Origin of the sequence: Peribacillus sp. NPDC101480 (assembly GCF_050277335.1) — a bacterium.
Classification (GTDB): Bacteria; Bacillota; Bacilli; order Bacillales; family DSM-1321; genus Peribacillus.
This window is the reverse complement of record NZ_JBNNSB010000001.1, coordinates 1,119,902-1,138,091: the sequence shown is the minus strand read 5'-3', so window position 1 is coordinate 1,138,091 and position 18,190 is coordinate 1,119,902. Positions and strand designations below refer to the sequence as shown.

The following is an 18,190-nucleotide window of genomic DNA, read 5'->3' as shown; positions in this document are numbered from 1 at the left end:
ATTGCCTTTGTCTTCTCAGTTCCTTATGAAACAAGATTTTTTGGCAAGCCACCCGTCATTCATTCAGCATTCTCCAAAATTCGAGGCAGGATAAAACTGAACGTTGTCCCTTTATTAGGTAAACTGTTTACCGATATGAAGCCATCATGGGCATTGATTATATTTTTTACGATTGCCAAACCCAATCCGGTGCCCGAACGCCCGCGGGTCCTTGCTTTATCCGCTTTATAAAACCTCTCGAATACAAAAGGTAAATCTTCTTCGGGAATTCCAGATCCAGAGTCCTTCACATCAATGATAAGACCCCTTCGATCACTTGTCCTCTGAATGACATCAATGTTACCTCCTGGAGGAGTATGACGAATCGCATTATCAATTAAATTGGTCAAAACCTGTTCAATACGGTCCGGATCGAAATGCCATTGAATTTGATCATCTTCAAGACTGGCTGAAATTGTAATCCCTTTTTCTTTAGCTAGCCCGGAAAACTTACTTGTAATCCTCTTTAAATAAGGAGAAATAGGTACACATTCATAGCTAAGGTTCATTTTACCCGATTCCAATTTAGCAAGATCGAGCAGATCATTGACCAACCGTCCCATTCTCAAAGACTCATCATAGATGATGCGGGCCATTTCCACCTTTTCCTCTTCACTGCTCGCAATGTCATCTACGATCGCTTCACTATATCCCTGCAACATTGAAATCGGCGTTCTTAACTCATGCGAGACATTAGCTATGAAATCAGTCCTAAGTTTGTCCATACGTCTTTCATCACTCATATCCCGTATGATGGCCACCGCTCCCCGAATATTGTCGGCATTTGTGTATAGGGGACTGACAATCAATCCCCAATCTCGGCCCTGCAAGGTAATTTCACCGACCTTCTCCTTATCGAAGGATTCTGATTCATCAAAAAGATTCATTAAAACCAACGGGACATTCACATTATCTTCCCGGTTATAGCCCTTTTCAAAGTACCAGGATTGCAGGAACCTTTCCGCAGGCGGATTCGTTTCAAGAATTGTGCCATCTTTATTGAAGGTAATGACCCCATCTGCCATACTGCTAAGAATGCTTGAGAGATGTTCCTTTTCCTGACTAAGTGCATTCATATTGAATTTCAGCTGCTTCCTCATCTGATTAAACGCTATGGCCAGCTCACCGATTTCATCTTGAGTCAGAATTGGAACCTTTGTATCAAATTTCCCCCGGGCAATCGCTAGAGCGGCTTCCCTCATCTTCACCAATGGGGCATTGATTCTTGTGGATAAAAAGAAAGCAAAAATCGTTGTCAAAATAATGGCGATGCCTGCTGCCAATAAAATGAACTGTGTAGTGGATTTTGTGGTTTCTTCCATGGACTCCAACGATTGAAATAGAAATACCTCATCCTGTTCTCCATTCAATTCAAGTGGAATGCCTACTACGATTGCTGACAATTCCTCGTTACCCGCATCATCGGAAAGCGACATTTCCTTTTTCACAGTCTTTCTTTCCGTAAAAACCTTGAGTAATTCGGAATCATTTTTTATGAGTTCCGGTGTGATTTCGAACTCCTTATCTCCTCCGATGGACGAGAATATCATTTTGTCATCATTTAGAATGATCATTTTCGCTTCGTTGCCTATTAGTTCCGAAGCTATTTGTAAAACCTCATTGCTGGATCCCTGATGTTCATTGGTAACCTTTATGATTTGTTCAGCGGTTTTGGTTAAATCATTTTCAATATTTTCAATTTGGAAATTCTCAAAGAATTCGACCAGCAGTACAGTTAACACGATTAATACAAACGACACGAGCAATAGGATCGTTGCCCATAGCTTCCCTACAACACTGCCCCATAGCATCAGTCATTAACGACTTCGAACTTGTAACCTACACCCCAAACGGTGACAATCATCTTGGCTGCGTTTTCGGATATGCGGTTTAATTTTTCACGTAAGCGTTTAACATGCGTGTCTACAGTTCGAAGATCTCCAAAGAATTCATAGTGCCACACTTCTTTTAACAATTGCTCCCGATCGAAAACCTTATCTGGGGATTTCGCCAAGAAATATAATAATTCATATTCTTTTGGTGTTAATGAAACCTCTTTGTTATCTGCAAGTACACGGTGGGCATCATTATCAATGGTTAGATGTGGGAAGACGATCACATCTTTCGCCGTCGTTTCCGTCTGCATGTAACTTGTGCTTGATGATCGACGTAATAAAGCCTTAACCCTTAACACCACTTCACGCGGACTGAAAGGCTTTACGATATAATCATCGGTACCCACTTCGAACCCTTGAACGCGGTTCACTTCTTCACCTTTAGCAGTCAGCATGATAATCGGTGTCGTTTTCTTTTCCCTTAATTCACGGCAAACTTCGATTCCATCTTTACCAGGCATCATAATATCCAATAAAATTAAATCATAATCATTTTCAAGGGCTTTTGTTAAAGCCACTTCTCCATTTTCAGCTTCATCGATCATGTATTCTTCTCTTTCCAAATACATCTTTAACAGCCGGCGGATTCTTTCCTCATCATCCACCACGAGAATTTTAATAGCGTTATACATTATGTAATCAGCCTCCTATCATATATTCTACAAAATGAAAACTTCCATGACTAATACTTTTTCCTCACAAAGTACGATAAAGAGCGTATTTCGCATGGCTTCCATGAACCTTTCACCATTTTGTCACAAAAAAAGACTTTGACCGCCCACTTAGAATTCTTAAATGCATTTTCAACGAAATATTGTTTTATTAAAGGGAGCGACAAAAAAGGGGGCATTTTCCAGAAAAATCGATAAGCCTACTCCTCGACGTTTCTATCAAAAGACCCCCTTCATCTAAATATTACAATACAGAATCAAGCATATGAATGCAAACCAGCAATAACAAGATTTACGAATATCAAGTTAAACATTATGATGGCAAAACCGATTACGGCAAGCCAAGCTGATTTTTCCCCTTGCCACCCCTTTGACATGCGGAGATGCAAGAAAGCCGCATAAAACAACCAAGTAACCAGTGCCCAGACTTCTTTCGGATCCCAGCCCCAGAATCGTGTCCAGGCCACTTGAGCCCAGATCATTGCAAAAATGAGGGCACCGAGTGTAAAGATCGGAAAACCGATAAGGACCGAACGATAACTAATCTCGTCCAATAAATTCAAATTCACATTTTTAACGATCGGTTTAATCAATGCCGCCACTCTTTTGCGAGCGATCAACCTTATTAAACCATACAGGACGAGTCCCGCACCGATTGACCAAATTACAGTATTCAGTTTCTTGGCATTGATCAGTGCAGGCATGTCCACCAGAGGTTCAAACCGATCCGTCTCGATAAGTTTCCCTTCATGGGGACCTACCAATGCCGGCAGGTTGAATTCCTGTTTGACCTCGGCACCATGTTTATCGACCCAATCAAAATTTGCCTTATAATCCATGGCAGCAAAAGAAGAAGTGATGATGACGAAACCGAGGGTGCAGACTAATGTAAACATGATGGCTTCAAGCCAGAACGTTCTTTTGCTTGATTGTGTCTGATCGACGAATTTGATTAAATAAATGATGGCAGTAACGAAACTTATGGCAAGGATTGACTGTCCTGCCGCAGCAGTCGTAACATGAATATGAAGCCAATCGCTCTGCAAAGCAGGAATGAGTGGCGAAATTTCTGTTGGGAACATACTTGCATAAGCGATTATCAATAATGCGATCGGTAAAGCGAATAGCCCAAGGGCAGGTGTTTTATAAAGAAAATAAATTAATATGAAAGCACCGACCAGCATCATTCCGAAAAAGGTCGTAAATTCAAACAGGTTACTTACCGGGGCATGGCCTGCAGCAATCCATCTTGTGATGAAATACCCAATTTGCGCTGCAAATCCGATAATGGTAATGAAAATGCCCAGCTTAGCCCATTTGTTTTGTTTCTTTTCCTCCGCCCCGCGTTTATCCTTGATCGATCCCCCAAATAAAAAGGTAGCGATCAGATATAAAATGAAAGCGGCATATAAAAGGTTACTGCTTAATTCAGCCATTTAAAACTTCCCCCTTACTAGAAGATTTCTCCTCTTCAAGTTGATCCATTGGTTCGGAAAGTGATGTTGATTCTATCGCTTGTTTTATATCTCTTTTAATGCCATGCCAGTTTTTGTTTGTATGGCCGGCCAAAAGTATCTCATCATCTTTCCTCTTAATCCATATACGCCGGTGATTCCAATAAGACCCTTGGACAACGCCGATCATGAAGATGATCCCACCAGTGAATAGGATCCAAAGCGTTAAATCCTTCCTGACGGTCAAAGCCGTGACATCTTGGGTTTCCACACCATTAAAAGCCATTTTATAAGTGTTTTCCCCTAAGGGCTCCACAGTCTCCTTAATCGCCACGAAACTGACTTCACCCTCTGGCTTATCCGGAGTATGCATTTTAAAGATAAATGCTGGATTATTCGGAATCTTCGATATCGTTCTAGGCTCGCCTTTTTCATCGAACTCGAAATCTGGGAAGTAACTGATCAAGTCAACGGAATATCCTTCTTTCAACTCGTATTTCTTTTGAGGATTATTCAAATCAACCTTTAAGCTGCCATATTTCTCTTCGGTTTTTTTATTTATCAAATTAAAAGCCATCGTACTGAGCTCATCCAATTTATAGTCTACTTGGTAGAGAGCATAATGATCATGTTTCAGAGGTTCATTGACTTTGATTTTGTAATCTTTAAGCTTATCAAGGTCCACTTTTTCCCCTGGTAAGGTTTCTCCCTTGCGCTCATAGAGCGTAACATCGGATTGATAGGTTTTTGCGATCGTACCGGTTTTATCAATTGCAGCACTGTACTGCTCATCTTCTTCATTCTCTTTGTCATACACCTCTAAGGTAAATTCATTATTCTGGAGGTAGTATTCACCATTTGTACCCGGGATTTCTTTTCTCTCGCCTTCACGCAGCCAAAGTACTTTGTCGATATACATCCCAGGGACGGAACGCAATAATGCTCCAATTAAGAAAATGATAAGTCCAATATGATTTACATAGGGTCCCCAACGTGAAAAACGACCCTTTTCGGCAAGTATATGACCGTTTTCCTCTCGTATATGATAACGCTGCCTTTTTAGTCTATCCTTTACTCCTTCAAGGTTTATATCTTGGTCTTCAAGCTTTGTCACCCCATAAATCCGCTGACGTTTCATGAACCCGTCATGACGTGTGACCCCTTGTTTTTTTAACGATCGATATAACGGAAAGAACCGGTCGATACTGGCAATCAATAGTGATATGCCCAGCATGCCTATGATAATCAAATACCACCATGAGCTATACAAGTTATGAAACCCGAGTTCATAATACACCATTCCGAACCAGCCGTATTCCAGTTCATAATGCTCTGCAGGTGTTGCTGTTGAAGGGATGTACATTTCCTGGGGTAGAATCGTCCCGATAGCCGAAGCGATCAAGGCAATGACAATGAGCGTCACCCCGACCTTAACGGAAGAAAAGAAGTTCCATATTTTATCGATGATCGTTTTTTTATATGTTTGTGAACGCCTGGCACTTCCTTCATATCTCATATCAATAAGCTTGTTCTCTTTTTCGTTATCAAGCACCATACCGCATTTCCCACAAATCTTTGTGCCAAACGGATTTACATGACCACAATCGCATTTTACTTCTTTCATGTCAAAAACTCCCCAATATTATGGTTTAATTCTCTCCATATGCTTTTGGATGCTCTCTTCTGTCAAAGCTCCAGTGATGATATCTATCACTTTCCCCTCTTTATCAACCAAAAAGGTGACAGGCAATATATCCACGCGATAAGCATTTTCCACTTCCCTACCTTTATCGATCATGACAGGAAAGGTAAGATCATGCTTTGTAATGAAATTATTGACAGCATAGTCAGATTCCCCGACATTAACCGCCAATATCTCAACGCCCTGGTCTTTAAAGTTTTTATATTGATTTTCCATATAAGGCATTTCATATTCACACGGCTTGCAATATGTACCCCAAAAGTTCAGGAAGACGCCTTTTCCCTTGTAATCGGAAAGTTTATGCTCTTTGCCTTCCATATCAGTCAAGACGAAATTGGGTGCATCGGATCCTTTTCTCAGGCTTTCATTCTTATCTTTAGTGAAGTTCGTATAAAGGGCAAACACTAAAGCTGCACCTAAAAGCAGGAGAATGATGGTTCTACTAATTAGGCGTCGCTTCTTCTTATCCATAGAGATCCTCCTAAGGCCACACTAAATTTAACCATACCATTATACCATTTAACGCCATGTCCTTTTTATTTACATTTCTGAAGGTTTTGTGACATTCTTTCCCGATTCATGAAGGAAAAGGTATTTACAGGTTGTTTTCCACCACCCATTCTTCCAGGAGAAGAATGGGGTAGTGGTTTCAACCTATCAATACAGGAAAAAATCTTGTCTACATTCTCCGCTGTTTAGGTTCGGTCGTTGCTAATGTCCGCATTAATTTAACTTCATGTGGAGTCAGCTCCCGGGAATCTCCTGCTGTTAAACCGTCCAATGTCAAGAAACCATATTGTTCCCTCTTCAATTTAATGACGGGATGGCCAATTGCTTCGAACATCCGGCGGACTTGCCTGTTCCTGCCTTCATGTATTGTGATTTCAACGATGGCCGTTTCCTTTTTCTTGTCGGTAGACAATACCCTTGTCTTGGCTGGAGCAGTCTTGCCATCCTCCAACTTGATACCTTTATCCAGCTTTTTCAAGCTTTCACGCAAAGGCATTCCTTTCACTTTTGCCACATACACTTTATCCACTTCATGCTTCGGATGCATTAACGTGTTTGCAAATTCTCCGTCATTCGTTAAAATCAATAAGCCCGAAGTATCGTAATCCAATCGGCCAACTGGATAAATCCGTTCATTGATATAAGGGAAAAAGTCCGTTACGACTTTTCTGTTCTTATCATCAGAAACTGCCGAAATGACGCCGCGCGGTTTATAGAATAGGAAATAAACCGGGGCTTCTTTTTCAAGCGGGACTTCATTAACCTCGACCTTATCATTAGGCCCTACCTTCACACCTAATTCCTTCACTACTTTGCCGTTCACTTTTACCTTACCTTCTAAAATCAACTCTTCTGCTTTACGGCGGGAAGCCAGTCCAGCATGTGCTATCACCTTTTGTAATCGTTCCATCTATCTTCACCCCATAGTATAATCATTCGTTTGTTATTGTCTATACATACACAATCATACAATTATTACATATTGAGAGGCAAAAACAAAAGGTTTTTCGCTATTAAGAGCTTTTCTTTTATTATTACACCAATAATGGGACGGTTAAATGGGTTGGTTTCCATAATGAGTGTAACATAGCTTATTTTTCCATACAAAAAAATGTTTCTTTTGATGAAATTTTGAATGAACCCTATTAATTGAGGACTAATTTTAAGAAAAAAGACAAAAAAAAAAGAAATGGAATCGCCCATTTCCCTACCTTTAATTCATACCGAAAACCAGTGTGACGACAATAACGGCAGCTATGATTCCGATCAAGTCTGCCAAAAGGCCGACCTTAAGGGCATCACCCATTTTTTTGATTCCGACGGCTCCAAAATAAACGGTCAATACATAGAAGGTGGTATCTGTACTTCCCTGAATCGTGGCAGCCAAGCGCCCAATAAAGGAATCCGGTCCATAAACCGATATCAGGTCGCTGGTGATTCCTAAAGCGGCGGTTCCGGATATTGGTCTAATAATCGCAAGGGGTAAAACCTCAGACGGAAAATGAAGAAAGGAAAGCAAGGGCTGCAGTGATTGTACAATGAAATCCAACGCCCCTGATGCTCTAAATACTGAAATCGCCACAAGCATCCCTACCAGGAAAGGGATGAGGGAAAAAGACATGCTGATTCCTTCTTTCCCCCCCTCAACGAAGGTCTCATAGGTGGGAACTCTTTTCAATGTGCCGTAGAGTAATATGCAGAGTATCAAAATCGGTATCATCCAAATCGAAATGGTGGTCATCCAGTGCAACATCCTATTCCCTCCCGTTCCTCTTTCTCCTGTAATAAAAATATCGATCTATCGCGATTCCTCCAACGGCAGAAATGGCCGTTGCTATTATGGTCGGAAAAACGATGTCCGTCGGGGAGTGGGCATCGTAATTCATGCGGATCGCAATGACAGTAGTTGGAATCAACGTTACGCTTGAGGTATTGATTGCTAAAAAAGTGACCATCGAGCGGCTGACCGTTGCTTTTCCTCCATTTAGTTTCTTTAGCTGTTCCATGGCTTTTATACCAAGAGGCGTAGCTGCATTCCCCAATCCGAATGTGTTCGCCATCATATTGGAAAGTATATACCCCATAGCGGGATGATTAGGAGGAACTTCCGGGAACAGCCATCTCATGAATGGCTTGAACAAGTTGGATAGTTTATCTAACAGCCCCGACTCCTCCGCTATTTTCATCAGGCCCAGCCAAAAAACTAGTATGCTCATCAATCCCAGACAAAGCGTGACCGCTTCCTTTGCGCTGACAAAAAGAGCTTCATTCACCTGTTCCATCGTCCCATTAACCATGCCAAAGACAATACCGATCACAAACATCCCGAACCAAATGTAATTAACCATTTCGTCCGATTCCCAATACCGCTTCAAATACCTCAGCCCATGAAGATTGGAATGATTGTTGCTTGAAGCTTTCTTTTGCTACCCCATAAAAAATCGAACGAGTGCCTATTTTCTTTCCATCGAGATAGATGGATGCTCTGCCAACCACTTCCGGGATTTTCCTTTTATCTTTCCAAGCCTTCTGGGGCTTCAGCAATTTCATTTTCACATTGACCATTTCTCTCTCTTCTTTTGTCAGTGGGTACGAAAAATCATTTTTAATGTAGACATGCCCTTTATATATTTCATTTTCCATATTTTTTACCATGCCTTCGGGTAAAATTTCTGTCGGCTTATAATCCTTAAAGGCGGATTCGTACATTTGAATATGATCATTCCAATCATCCGGGCCATTCAATGTCACAGCAATCAGGTCATGTTCGTTTTTTGTTGCCGTCGTGACCAAGGTACGTTTTGCTAGTTTGGTATAACCTGTTTTCCCACCTGTGCAATACTCATATAGTTGTGTAAGCAAACGGTTTTTGTTCTTCCATACATAATCCCATTGTTCTGTGGAATTAGGTGCCCTGTGTTCCTTTGTGCCGGCAATCTTTACATACGTTTTATTTTGCATGGCATAACGAGTGAGTATGGCCATATCATATGCGGTTGAATAATGGTTCTTCGTATTATCCAAACCATGTGGATTTGAAAAATGGGTATTTTTCATTCCGATTTCTTCAGCTTTTTGATTCATCATCCAGACGAATCCATCCAGGCTTCCGCCAACCTTTTCGCTGATCGCGACTGCTGCATCATTACCTGAACGAAGCATCAAGCCATAAACCAAATCTTCGAGCTTAATTTTTTCTCCTTCTTTTAAATAAAGGGAAGAGCCCTCCGTCCCGAAGGCATTGCTGCTTATCTTCACTTTTTCATCCATTTGTCCCGATTCAATAGCCAAGATAGCCGTCATTATTTTCGTAATGCTTGCAATACGGTTCTTTTCATGGGCATTCACTTCATAAATGACCCTTCCGCTATCCTCATCCATTAAAATCGCACTATGGGCACTTACGGATACATTTGCTTTCGCGCTTTGTACAGGAGCCATAAAAGACAACAGGAGAATGACGATACACAAACTTGATAACCCTTTATATGGAAAACGCATGAGTGCCCCCTCGTCTCTTTACTTGTTTTTGTACAAGTTTATGCAAAGGGACAAGGGTTATGATTAAAAGAATGTAATCCTTCATGTCATCCACTGATTTTCTCAGTGATTTCCCATAAAAAAAATCGATAGGGGACCCCTATCGATTTAGTGTTCTATCATACTAATAATGCAGCGATTTCATCAATTTTCTTAGCTCCGAATACCACTTCTTCATCATTGATGATCATGGCCGGCACGCTCATGACTTTATATTTCTTCTTGATTTCCTGGAAATTGCTTATATCGACCATTTCAGCTTCAACGTTAGGGTTTTCAATCGCTATGCGCTGTGCGCCCACTACAACGTCAGGACAGTAGTGACATGCCAATGAAACCATAACCTTAATGTTCGCTTTTTTACTGATACCCTTGATTGAATTCAATACGGCTGAATCCAATGCTTGACCAGGTCCGGCCAGGTTATAGATAGCCAGAATGAAGGAATTCAACTCATGGCCGCCTGGTACACCGTGATATTTGACGCCACTGTATTCACCATTCGAATTTAAGAGGGAAACGACAGGGAACTTATCTGCATTGATTTTTTCTTCAATTTCCGTATTTTCCCCTTTGTTGTATAACTCAAGATGGAGCTTATCCCCTAATTCCGCAACATCCAACAAGAAGTCTCGCAATTCGACTGATTTTGGCAAACTTTCATCGACGATGGACACTAATGTAACGTCGCTCTCCATCTTGCCGAAGATTCCCTTTAATTGGCCACGTAACGCATCACTCAATAAAGCGCTCTTGCCTGCTGGGACAGCGGCCTGTTCTTTTTTCGCCGGTTTCTCAACTTCAGGTTCATCTTTGATTCCCAGGCGATCTTTTTCTTCTGCAATATATTTACCGGCATCCGTTGCTGCAATCGCTCCATCAGATACAGCTGTGATAATCTGGCGCAAGGATTTGGGTCTTAGGTCGCCCGCTGCATAAACACCCCTCACACTAGTCTTCATATCATCATCGGTTAAAATGTAACCAGCATCATCCATTTCGATATGGCCATTGAAAATCTCTGTTTTCGGCTCGTAACCTATGAAAACGAATACGCCAAACGTACTGTCTTCTTCCTTCGCCTTATATTCAAACTCTTCTTTAGTCGCATTATTGATGAAACGGGCACTTTGAATCATCCCGTCTCCATATACCCCAAGGATTTCCGTATTGAATTTCACTTCAATCTTATCATTTTCCATTACTTTATCAACAATGGACGGGGCACACGAGAAGCTTGATTCCCGGGCGATGATTGTAACTTTTGTTGCAAAGCGTGTCAGGAAAATAGCTTCTTCAGCAGCTGCATATCCTGCCCCGATAACGAAAACTTCCAACCCTTCAAAGAATTCACCATCACATGTTGAACAATAAGCTACACCGCGGCCGGTAAATTCCTCTTCACCTGGAAATCCTAGTGTTCTTGGAGAAGCACCCGTTGCAATGATGACTGCGCGTGCATGGTAGTCCCCTCCAAGGGTTTTTACGACTTTCACCTCACCGGAGAAATCCACGCCCGTTACATCGGCTTTGGCGAACTCAACGCCAAAATCTTCATTTTGAAGCTTCATTTCTTCAACTAACCTAGGGCCCGATATATGACGGATACCAGGATAATTGGCTATTTCCGACGTAGTTGCAGCTTGTCCGCCGCCAGTTCCTTTTTCTAGGATTATTGTTTTTAGCTTGGCTCTTCCTGCATAAACACCTGCTGAGAGGCCTGCAGGACCGCCACCAATAATTAATAAATCATATATTTTTTTCATCTTTTGTGCTCCTTGCTGAATGATTATAACGTGCTAAAATGATTATTTTGAAAAACAAAAGGCACTTATTTTAGGTAAGTGCCTTTTGTCATTAGATCATGTCGGACGAATTGTCCAGTAATCGTAATCAATGCTGGGTATGTCCATTACCTTTAGAAACGGACCCCCCCATTAAAAATTAAAGTTTACCTACAAGGTCTAGGCTTGGTTCAAGTGTAGCTTCACCTGGAGTCCATTTTGCAGGGCAAACTTTATCTCCATGTTCCGCTACGAATTGTGCAGCTTGAACTTTTCTTACAAGTTCTTCTGCATTACGGCCAATTCCTAAATCATTGACTTCGTATGCTTTAATTTGTCCTTCTGGATTTACGATGAAAGTTCCACGTAGAGCCAAGCCATCTTCTTCAATCAATACACCGAATTGACGGGATAAAACGTTTGCCGGGTCAGCTAGCATTGGATATTGGATTTTACCGATTGTATCAGTAGCATCAGCCCATCCTTTGTGGCTGAAATGAGTATCTGTTGAAACTGAGTAAACTTCACAACCGATTTCCTTGAATGTTTCATAGTTATCTTGAAGATCAGCTAATTCAGTTGGACATACGAAAGAGAAGTCAGCTGGGTAGAAAAAGAATACTGCCCATTTTCCTTTAACATCTTCAAGTGTAACTTCTTTGAACTCTCCTGCATGGTAAGCTTGTACTTTAAAATCTTCAACTTGTTTATTGATTAATGACATAATAAATTCCTCCAATAGCTAATTTTTTTATCTGCTCCTATTTATAATAATTATTAAATAGAAACTAGTCAATAAATATACCTTAATAATTTTTAAGTTCACAAATTGGTCACAGTTTTTATATTGATATAAATTAAATATTTTTAAAAACCCATAGTACTTCAGATATGCAGTAATAACACATTTCCAATGTTATTTCAAGGATTTAAATAAGACATGTACTCATTATTTCGTGAGATGATATCATCTCCCTTTCAATCTAATTATAATATCCAAATGAGAATCATAAGTCGCTTTAAAATTAAATTAGCAGGTTCTCCTTTATATCCTTGCCATAATTTCCCTAAAAAATTCTTGATACAAAATTTCAGGCAAAAAAACACGAACCTTTACGGCTCGTTTCAGTTTGGTGGCAAAATGTTGTTCGGATTCCAAATAGTAAGGTGAAGGTCGAAAAAAATTTGTGAACGGTCGAATATAGTGCCTCGACGGTCGAATACTGTGCGAGGTAGGTCGAATAAAGTGTAGTTTAGGTCGATAAACTGCGTTAACGTCCCACGACAGTGCTGCGGGTCGAAAAAAGCTCTCCGGTCTTTATGGTTTTTACTGTCATCTTCATTGAATTGAGAAATTTACGACACTACTGCCGAAAAACTGGCTAGCAGAGACACCAAAGGCGCTTGCTTTGATTTTGCTTGGCAGACAATCGGCGGAACTTTTCAAATAAAAAACTGCAGGCAAACTGAGTTTTCATCGAGTTTGTCTACAGTCCGGAACGAACCTTTACGGCTCTGTATTTGTATTTGGTTCTCCAAAAACTTTACTATATTTTATCTGTTATTGCATTTTCCAAATAAGCTTTTTCGCTTCGGTGAACCTTACGGCTGTTTTCGGCCAGTTTACAATGTCCCACCATTTGTCCACATAGGCTGCCCGATTATTTTTATATTGCAGGTAATAAGCATGTTCCCATACATCAAGAACAAGGATCGGGATTGTATCCCACTGAGTCAAAACCATATGCAATTCCGATTGAAGTATTTCTAGCCGCCGCGCACGCGGAACCCAGACTAAAATCGCCCAGCCAACACCTTCCACTTGTTTGGCAGCTTCACTAAAATGACTTTTAAAAGCGGCAAAGCTTCCAAAATCCTTCTCAATCTGGTTAAGTAAATCCCCCCTTGGCTGTCCGCCTCCTCCCGGGATCATCTCTTCCCAGAACAACGTATGGAGATAATGGCCTGACCCATGAAAGGCTGCTTCCTTTTCCCAATGTTTCAACAAGGAAAAATCTTTTGTTTCCCTCGCTTTTTTCATCATCAATTCCGCTTTATTCAGACCATCGACATATGCTTGATGATGCTTATCATGGTGCAGATACATGATTTCCCTCGAAATCGTCGGCTCCAACGCATCATAGGCATAAGGTAACGGCGGTAGCGTATGCTTCCCAATCGGCACCGATTGCCTTTCCTGTATATTGAATTCCCTAGCAAGCTCTTCAATTTCCTCGTAAACCCGAGCCATCTCTTCTTCAATCAGGACCATATCCTCATAATCCATTTCTTCTGCATCCATATCTTTTGTCATCTCGGAAAGCCGTTCAATATTTGACAGCAATGGCGAATCGGTGATATCGATCTTCTCAAGATATTCCATCACTCCATCAACCCAATCACTTACCTCTTTAGCATAATCTCTTACATCAGACATCTTGCAACCTCCTCTTAGCCTTTATGCACATAAATCATCAAAGTATTTTATGTTTCGAATAAGCGGAGATTCCATTTATAGATAAAAAAAACAGCTAGGCCTATTAAGCCTAGCTGTTTCATTATCTTGACTGTAACATTTTCGTCCGGTAATCCGTTTCATAAAACTCCAATTCTTCACGCATGGTCTGGAATCCACTTTCCACTGCCTTCAGAATGGTTATTATGCTGTCAGGTACACTTTGGTGAAATTTAATCGAGTTTTTCCCTGTATAGGCAGATCTGCTGTCCTCAAACCACCGATCTGATTTTGGGGAAAAGTATTCTTCGATACATTGATGATAAATTCTATAAAGCGTCTTTTCAGCTGCAGCTTTATTGAAAACATCATTTTTCAGAACGATTTGGCAAGCCTCCAAGCCCTCTTCACAACTTACAAGCATTCTTCTTAAACTAGAAAGGATCCCTTTATAATAGGTTTCATCCCCGCTTTTTTCTTCTTGCAGCTTAGAATAGGTCGTCTCATTTATAAATTCCTCTAGCTGAGCTACTGTCGTTTCTAAAAAGCCTTTTACATCCTCAAGCTGAGATTTTACCAATGTATTCCCCAACCGTGAACCCTCCTCAAAATGATTAAGATTGAATATAATAGTCAACATGTGATTCTATATCATATGGTTTAGCTTGGTCAATAGATATAAACACTTTCTCCAATTTTTCAAAATCCATATTTTCGAAATAACCAGCCAGCTCTTTTTCTGCATTTATATATATACGTTTTCGGTTAACCAGGCTCGGGTCCTTGAGTAAACAGACAATGGCAATGATATCAGCCATATAAATATCCCTGTTAGGGCTTTTGAATATGGGATTGGCGGGATATGGGGTCCAACGAGTGACCATCTCATCAAAATAGCGAAGATACAGTACATTCAGCGTCTTTTCTTCTCCATCCTTTATGTATTGTATAACGGATCGATTAAAAAAATCCTCAGGTGAATTTGACTTTGACTTTTCAAGCCCAAATCCATTGCATGCTACAATTTGCACCCGCAATCCCCCCGCATTCATTTTTTTCTATATTATCACAATTTAAAGAAAAATGTTATTCGATTGTTTGCTGAAATTTTTCAAAAAACAGATCGGCTTCACCATTTTCAAAGCTATCATCCGAATTATCGGCTAGTGGCGGTAATTCTTCTATGGAATTCAGGCCGAAGTAATCCAAAAACTCTTTTGTTGTCCCATATAAATAAGCCCGGCCGGAGCCTTCAGCACGGCCGACCTCTTTTATTAAGACTTTAGTGACAAGTGTATGAATGGGGCGTTCCGTTTTCACTCCCCGAATTTCATCAATTTCCGCTCTGGTAATCGGCTGCTTATAGGCAATGATTGCGAGTGTTTCCAAGGCAGCCTGGGACAAGCCTTGAGTGCTTGATGTTTCCACTAGTCTTTTCAAGTAATCCGAGTGCTCTTTCTTTGTCGTCATTTGATAAACACCCGCTATTTCGATCACCTGAATCCCGCGTACATCAGATATATATTCTTCCTTCAAACTTTCAACGATGTCCGTTGCTTGATATTCCGTAATTTCCAGGACAGAGGCAATTTGTTTGACGGAGAGCCCTTCATCTCCGGCAGCAAACAATAATGCCTCAAGAATCCCTTTCCAATTAATAACTTCCAACTGGTTCTACACCTTCCTTAGCAGCAATCATGATTTCCGAAAAGTTATCTTCCTGTTCAACGATGATTTCATTTAGTTTCATCAGTTCCAGCACCGCCATGAAAGTGATGACGATATGCTCCTTAACCGGGAGCGAAAACAGTTCAAAAAAACTTTTCTTCCCTTTTATTGATTGTAACTCAATCATGATTTCATCCATTCGTTTCTCGATCGATATCTCTTGTTTCGTTACTTTCGTGTATAGCGGCTTTTGAATTTTTTGCCTTCGCAGCAGTTTTTGCAGAGCACCCAACATATCATATAGACTTATATTCAACTCTTGTTTATCACTTTCCGCTTCTTTAACATAAACAGATAAATCACTTGGGGGTTTAGTGAACAGCAAGCTGCGTTCTTCTTCCATCCCTTTAAATTCTTCGGCTGCATATTTATACTTTTTATATTCTAATAGTTTTTCCACAAGCTCGTCCCGTGGATCTTCCTCAAATATTTCCCCATCTTCATCAATCAATTGTTCATCTTCATGCTTTGGAAGCAACATTTTACTCTTGATGGCAAGCAGAGTTGCAGCCATCACCAGATATTCGCTGGCCACATCCAATTCCAGATGCTGCATCGTATGGATGTACCCTAGGTATTGATCTGTTATGTCAGCCATCGGAATATCATAGATGTCTATTTCCAGGCGATTAATCAAATGCAGGAGTAAATCCATCGGACCTTCGAAAGCGTCAATTTTAATATTATAACCCATTAAATTACCTCATTTAAATCTAATTGGCCGATAAAGGCCTATTTCTTTTACTTATCAAGTATAGTGGATTGCCGCCCTTTATCCAAATAATAATTTACTGTCCTCAGAAAAGTTCTTTAATGGATTTCCGACAAATGGGTTGATGCCCAATCACATTCCGAAATCCAACATAACCTAGAAATGTAAGAATAGCAGAACAAAGGAGGTACTCATTATGGGTGCAGGTGGTTTTGGACACGGCGGCGGATTCGCGTTTATTGTAGTATTGTTCATTTTATTAGTTATCGTCGGTGCTTCTTGGTGTTAAATGAAGGCTGATGAATCAAGCTGATTGCCTTGCAATCGGCTTTCTTTATTTTCCAAGAAAAAATTCTATGCTAAACTTGGTGAGTATACATAGTGGGTGTTAGGCTATAAGAAAATGTTATTTGCCTTACCTTAGATAATTCCATCAAACAAAAGGGGTGCTCCTATTGAATTACGCGGAAGACTACCTTTCTTTCCTAGTCCATTTCCATGGGACTAGGGATTACTTCGAATGTCATGAAATTCTTGAAGAATATTGGAAAGAAACCGCACCAAAAGAGCGTGACTCTCATTGGGTCGGGCTCATTCAAATTGCGGTTGCCCTGTATCATGATCGTAGGGGAAACAAAAAAGGGGCTGCAAGGACCCTGTCTAAAGCCCTATCAAATCTCCACCATAAAAAGGCCGAGCTCCTGGAGTTGGGACTCGATCCAGAACGACTGTACAAATTGCTCGAGGACACACATGAGCGAATGTTATCTCAAAAGCCATATGAAAGCATTAATCTGCCTATTGCGGATCAAGGCTTGATCGAAATTTGCCAGACCATGTGTTTGCAAGAAGGGTACATATGGGGTGCAGACAGCGACATGGCTAATTCCTCCATAGTCGATAAGCATCTAATGCGTGACCGTTCGGATGTCATTTCTGAAAGGGCTCGGCAGCTATCCCTTCGAAAAACAAGAAAGGAGGACCGCCCTTAAAGGTGGTCCTCCTTTCCAGCTTTCATATTCAGAATTCTTCACATCTGTCAAGAAAGCTTTCGGTAAACTCATTTGCTTTTAATTCTTTGTCAGGATATTGCTCCTTGATGGCCCTGACCATCGTTTTACCGATACCTTGCTTCCGGAAGGATGGATTTACAGATATATGTTGTATCTCAATGTGGTTTGGAGAGACTTCTATTCCGATCAAGCCCGTAATCTCTTCATCTTTCCATAAGAACAGCTGTAGATTTTCATCCGTTTCATAATTCTTCATCGTATTCCGAAGTGTTTTTATCTCTTTTTCATTTGGCATGAAAGATAATAATCCCATGGCAAACTTCTCATAACTTTTCTTATACTTAATCAACATAATATCCCTCGTTACTAAATAACGTTTTTATTATCTTCCTGTTTCCAATTAATTTGCTTTGAATAATAATCCTCACATATAACATTTACATCATACATAAAAACCTCGTTCGTTTCAACATCACTTTCAGCACTTGATTTATCGATGTGCTATGTGCTAAGCGATAAACAGCCAGTAAACGATTCCCCACATCAAAGCGATAATAAGCATCATAAGTAAAAGAGTCTTATTACTTTTCCTCATCCCATACTCCCTTTATGAATGGTCCAAATATTTAAATAACGAATTCATTCTACTATAACTTAACACAATCTGACAAATATCCTTGCAATCTT

General features: G+C 40.5%; 19 protein-coding genes. 2 read left to right on the top strand and 17 right to left on the bottom strand.

Annotation, left to right across the window (positions count from 1 at the left end):
• Positions 1-59: 59 nt before the first annotated feature.
• The 16 genes from ACQKMF_RS05700 to ACQKMF_RS05625 all read right to left on the bottom strand — a co-directional run bounded on the left by ACQKMF_RS05700 (position 60) and on the right by ACQKMF_RS05625 (position 16,472).
• Positions 60-1,853: an ATP-binding protein gene (locus tag ACQKMF_RS05700; RefSeq protein ID WP_402940096.1), complete on the bottom strand. Its 1,794-nt coding sequence runs from the start codon at positions 1,851-1,853 to the stop codon at positions 60-62.
• A complete protein-coding gene (locus ACQKMF_RS05695) occupies positions 1,850-2,566 on the bottom strand; it encodes a response regulator transcription factor (protein WP_427572101.1) in 717 nt (238 codons plus the stop codon). Before ACQKMF_RS05695 ends, ACQKMF_RS05700 begins: the two co-directional genes overlap by 4 nt.
• A 296-nt stretch (positions 2,567-2,862) precedes the next feature.
• Positions 2,863-4,041, bottom strand: a complete 1,179-nt coding sequence (gene ccsB, locus ACQKMF_RS05690) for a c-type cytochrome biogenesis protein CcsB (protein ID WP_101222453.1) — start codon at positions 4,039-4,041, stop codon at positions 2,863-2,865.
• Positions 4,034-5,683 carry a cytochrome c biogenesis protein ResB gene (resB, locus tag ACQKMF_RS05685; protein ID WP_101222454.1) on the bottom strand — a complete coding sequence of 550 codons (1,650 nt, stop codon included), beginning with the start codon at positions 5,681-5,683 and terminating at the stop codon, positions 4,034-4,036. The genes ccsB and resB overlap by 8 nt, the downstream gene beginning before the upstream one ends.
• Before the next feature lie 18 nt (positions 5,684-5,701).
• Positions 5,702-6,232 carry a thiol-disulfide oxidoreductase ResA gene (gene resA / locus ACQKMF_RS05680; protein WP_144478468.1) on the bottom strand — a complete coding sequence of 177 codons (531 nt, stop codon included), beginning with the start codon at positions 6,230-6,232 and terminating at the stop codon, positions 5,702-5,704.
• Between the two features lie 208 nt (positions 6,233-6,440).
• Complete coding sequence (rluB, locus tag ACQKMF_RS05675) at positions 6,441-7,181, bottom strand: 23S rRNA pseudouridine(2605) synthase RluB (protein WP_034308106.1); 741 nt, start codon at positions 7,179-7,181, stop codon at positions 6,441-6,443.
• A 303-nt stretch (positions 7,182-7,484) separates the two neighbouring features.
• A complete protein-coding gene (locus ACQKMF_RS05670) occupies positions 7,485-8,012 on the bottom strand; it encodes a spore maturation protein (RefSeq protein ID WP_397315852.1) in 528 nt (175 codons plus the stop codon).
• A 13-nt stretch (positions 8,013-8,025) separates the two neighbouring features.
• Entirely contained in the window at positions 8,026-8,619 is a 594-nt protein-coding gene (locus tag ACQKMF_RS05665; RefSeq protein WP_101222457.1) for a nucleoside recognition domain-containing protein, read from the bottom strand.
• Entirely contained in the window at positions 8,612-9,772 is a 1,161-nt protein-coding gene (locus ACQKMF_RS05660) for a D-alanyl-D-alanine carboxypeptidase family protein (protein WP_402938233.1), read from the bottom strand. Before ACQKMF_RS05660 ends, ACQKMF_RS05665 begins: the two co-directional genes overlap by 8 nt.
• A 158-nt stretch (positions 9,773-9,930) precedes the next feature.
• Positions 9,931-11,577 (bottom strand): FAD-dependent oxidoreductase, encoded by a 1,647-nt coding sequence (locus tag ACQKMF_RS05655; protein ID WP_402938236.1) that lies wholly within the window; start codon positions 11,575-11,577, stop codon positions 9,931-9,933.
• Positions 11,578-11,755: 178 nt separating this feature from the next.
• Positions 11,756-12,319: an alkyl hydroperoxide reductase subunit C gene (gene ahpC, locus ACQKMF_RS05650; RefSeq protein ID WP_057217417.1), complete on the bottom strand. Its 564-nt coding sequence runs from the start codon at positions 12,317-12,319 to the stop codon at positions 11,756-11,758.
• A gap of 837 nt (positions 12,320-13,156) precedes the next feature.
• Entirely contained in the window at positions 13,157-14,032 is an 876-nt protein-coding gene (locus ACQKMF_RS05645; RefSeq protein ID WP_230176969.1) for a superoxide dismutase, read from the bottom strand.
• Positions 14,033-14,153: 121 nt separating this feature from the next.
• Positions 14,154-14,642, bottom strand: coding sequence for a YpuI family protein (locus ACQKMF_RS05640; protein ID WP_101222461.1), 489 nt, complete (start codon positions 14,640-14,642; stop codon positions 14,154-14,156).
• A 22-nt stretch (positions 14,643-14,664) separates the two neighbouring features.
• A complete protein-coding gene (locus ACQKMF_RS05635; RefSeq protein WP_402938241.1) occupies positions 14,665-15,081 on the bottom strand; it encodes a hypothetical protein in 417 nt (138 codons plus the stop codon).
• 55 nt (positions 15,082-15,136) lie between these two features.
• Entirely contained in the window at positions 15,137-15,718 is a 582-nt protein-coding gene (scpB, locus tag ACQKMF_RS05630) for an SMC-Scp complex subunit ScpB (RefSeq protein ID WP_230176970.1), read from the bottom strand.
• The gene (locus ACQKMF_RS05625; RefSeq protein WP_101222464.1) at positions 15,705-16,472 is read right to left on the bottom strand and encodes a segregation/condensation protein A; all 768 of its coding nucleotides are present in this window, start codon (positions 16,470-16,472) and stop codon (positions 15,705-15,707) included. Before ACQKMF_RS05625 ends, scpB begins: the two co-directional genes overlap by 14 nt.
• Before the next feature lie 214 nt (positions 16,473-16,686).
• On the opposite strand from ACQKMF_RS05625, the gene ACQKMF_RS05620 reads away from it, so the two are divergent.
• Entirely contained in the window at positions 16,687-16,779 is a 93-nt protein-coding gene (locus ACQKMF_RS05620) for a YjcZ family sporulation protein (RefSeq protein ID WP_081108854.1), read from the top strand.
• A gap of 166 nt (positions 16,780-16,945) precedes the next feature.
• Positions 16,946-17,482 (top strand): DUF309 domain-containing protein, encoded by a 537-nt coding sequence (locus ACQKMF_RS05615; RefSeq protein WP_230176972.1) that lies wholly within the window; start codon positions 16,946-16,948, stop codon positions 17,480-17,482.
• 28 nt (positions 17,483-17,510) lie between these two features.
• On the opposite strand, the gene ACQKMF_RS05610 is transcribed toward ACQKMF_RS05615, so the two are convergent.
• On the bottom strand, positions 17,511-17,855 hold the full coding sequence (locus ACQKMF_RS05610) for a GNAT family N-acetyltransferase (protein ID WP_101222466.1): 345 nt from the start codon (positions 17,853-17,855) through the stop codon (positions 17,511-17,513).
• Positions 17,856-18,190: the final 335 nt, after the last annotated feature.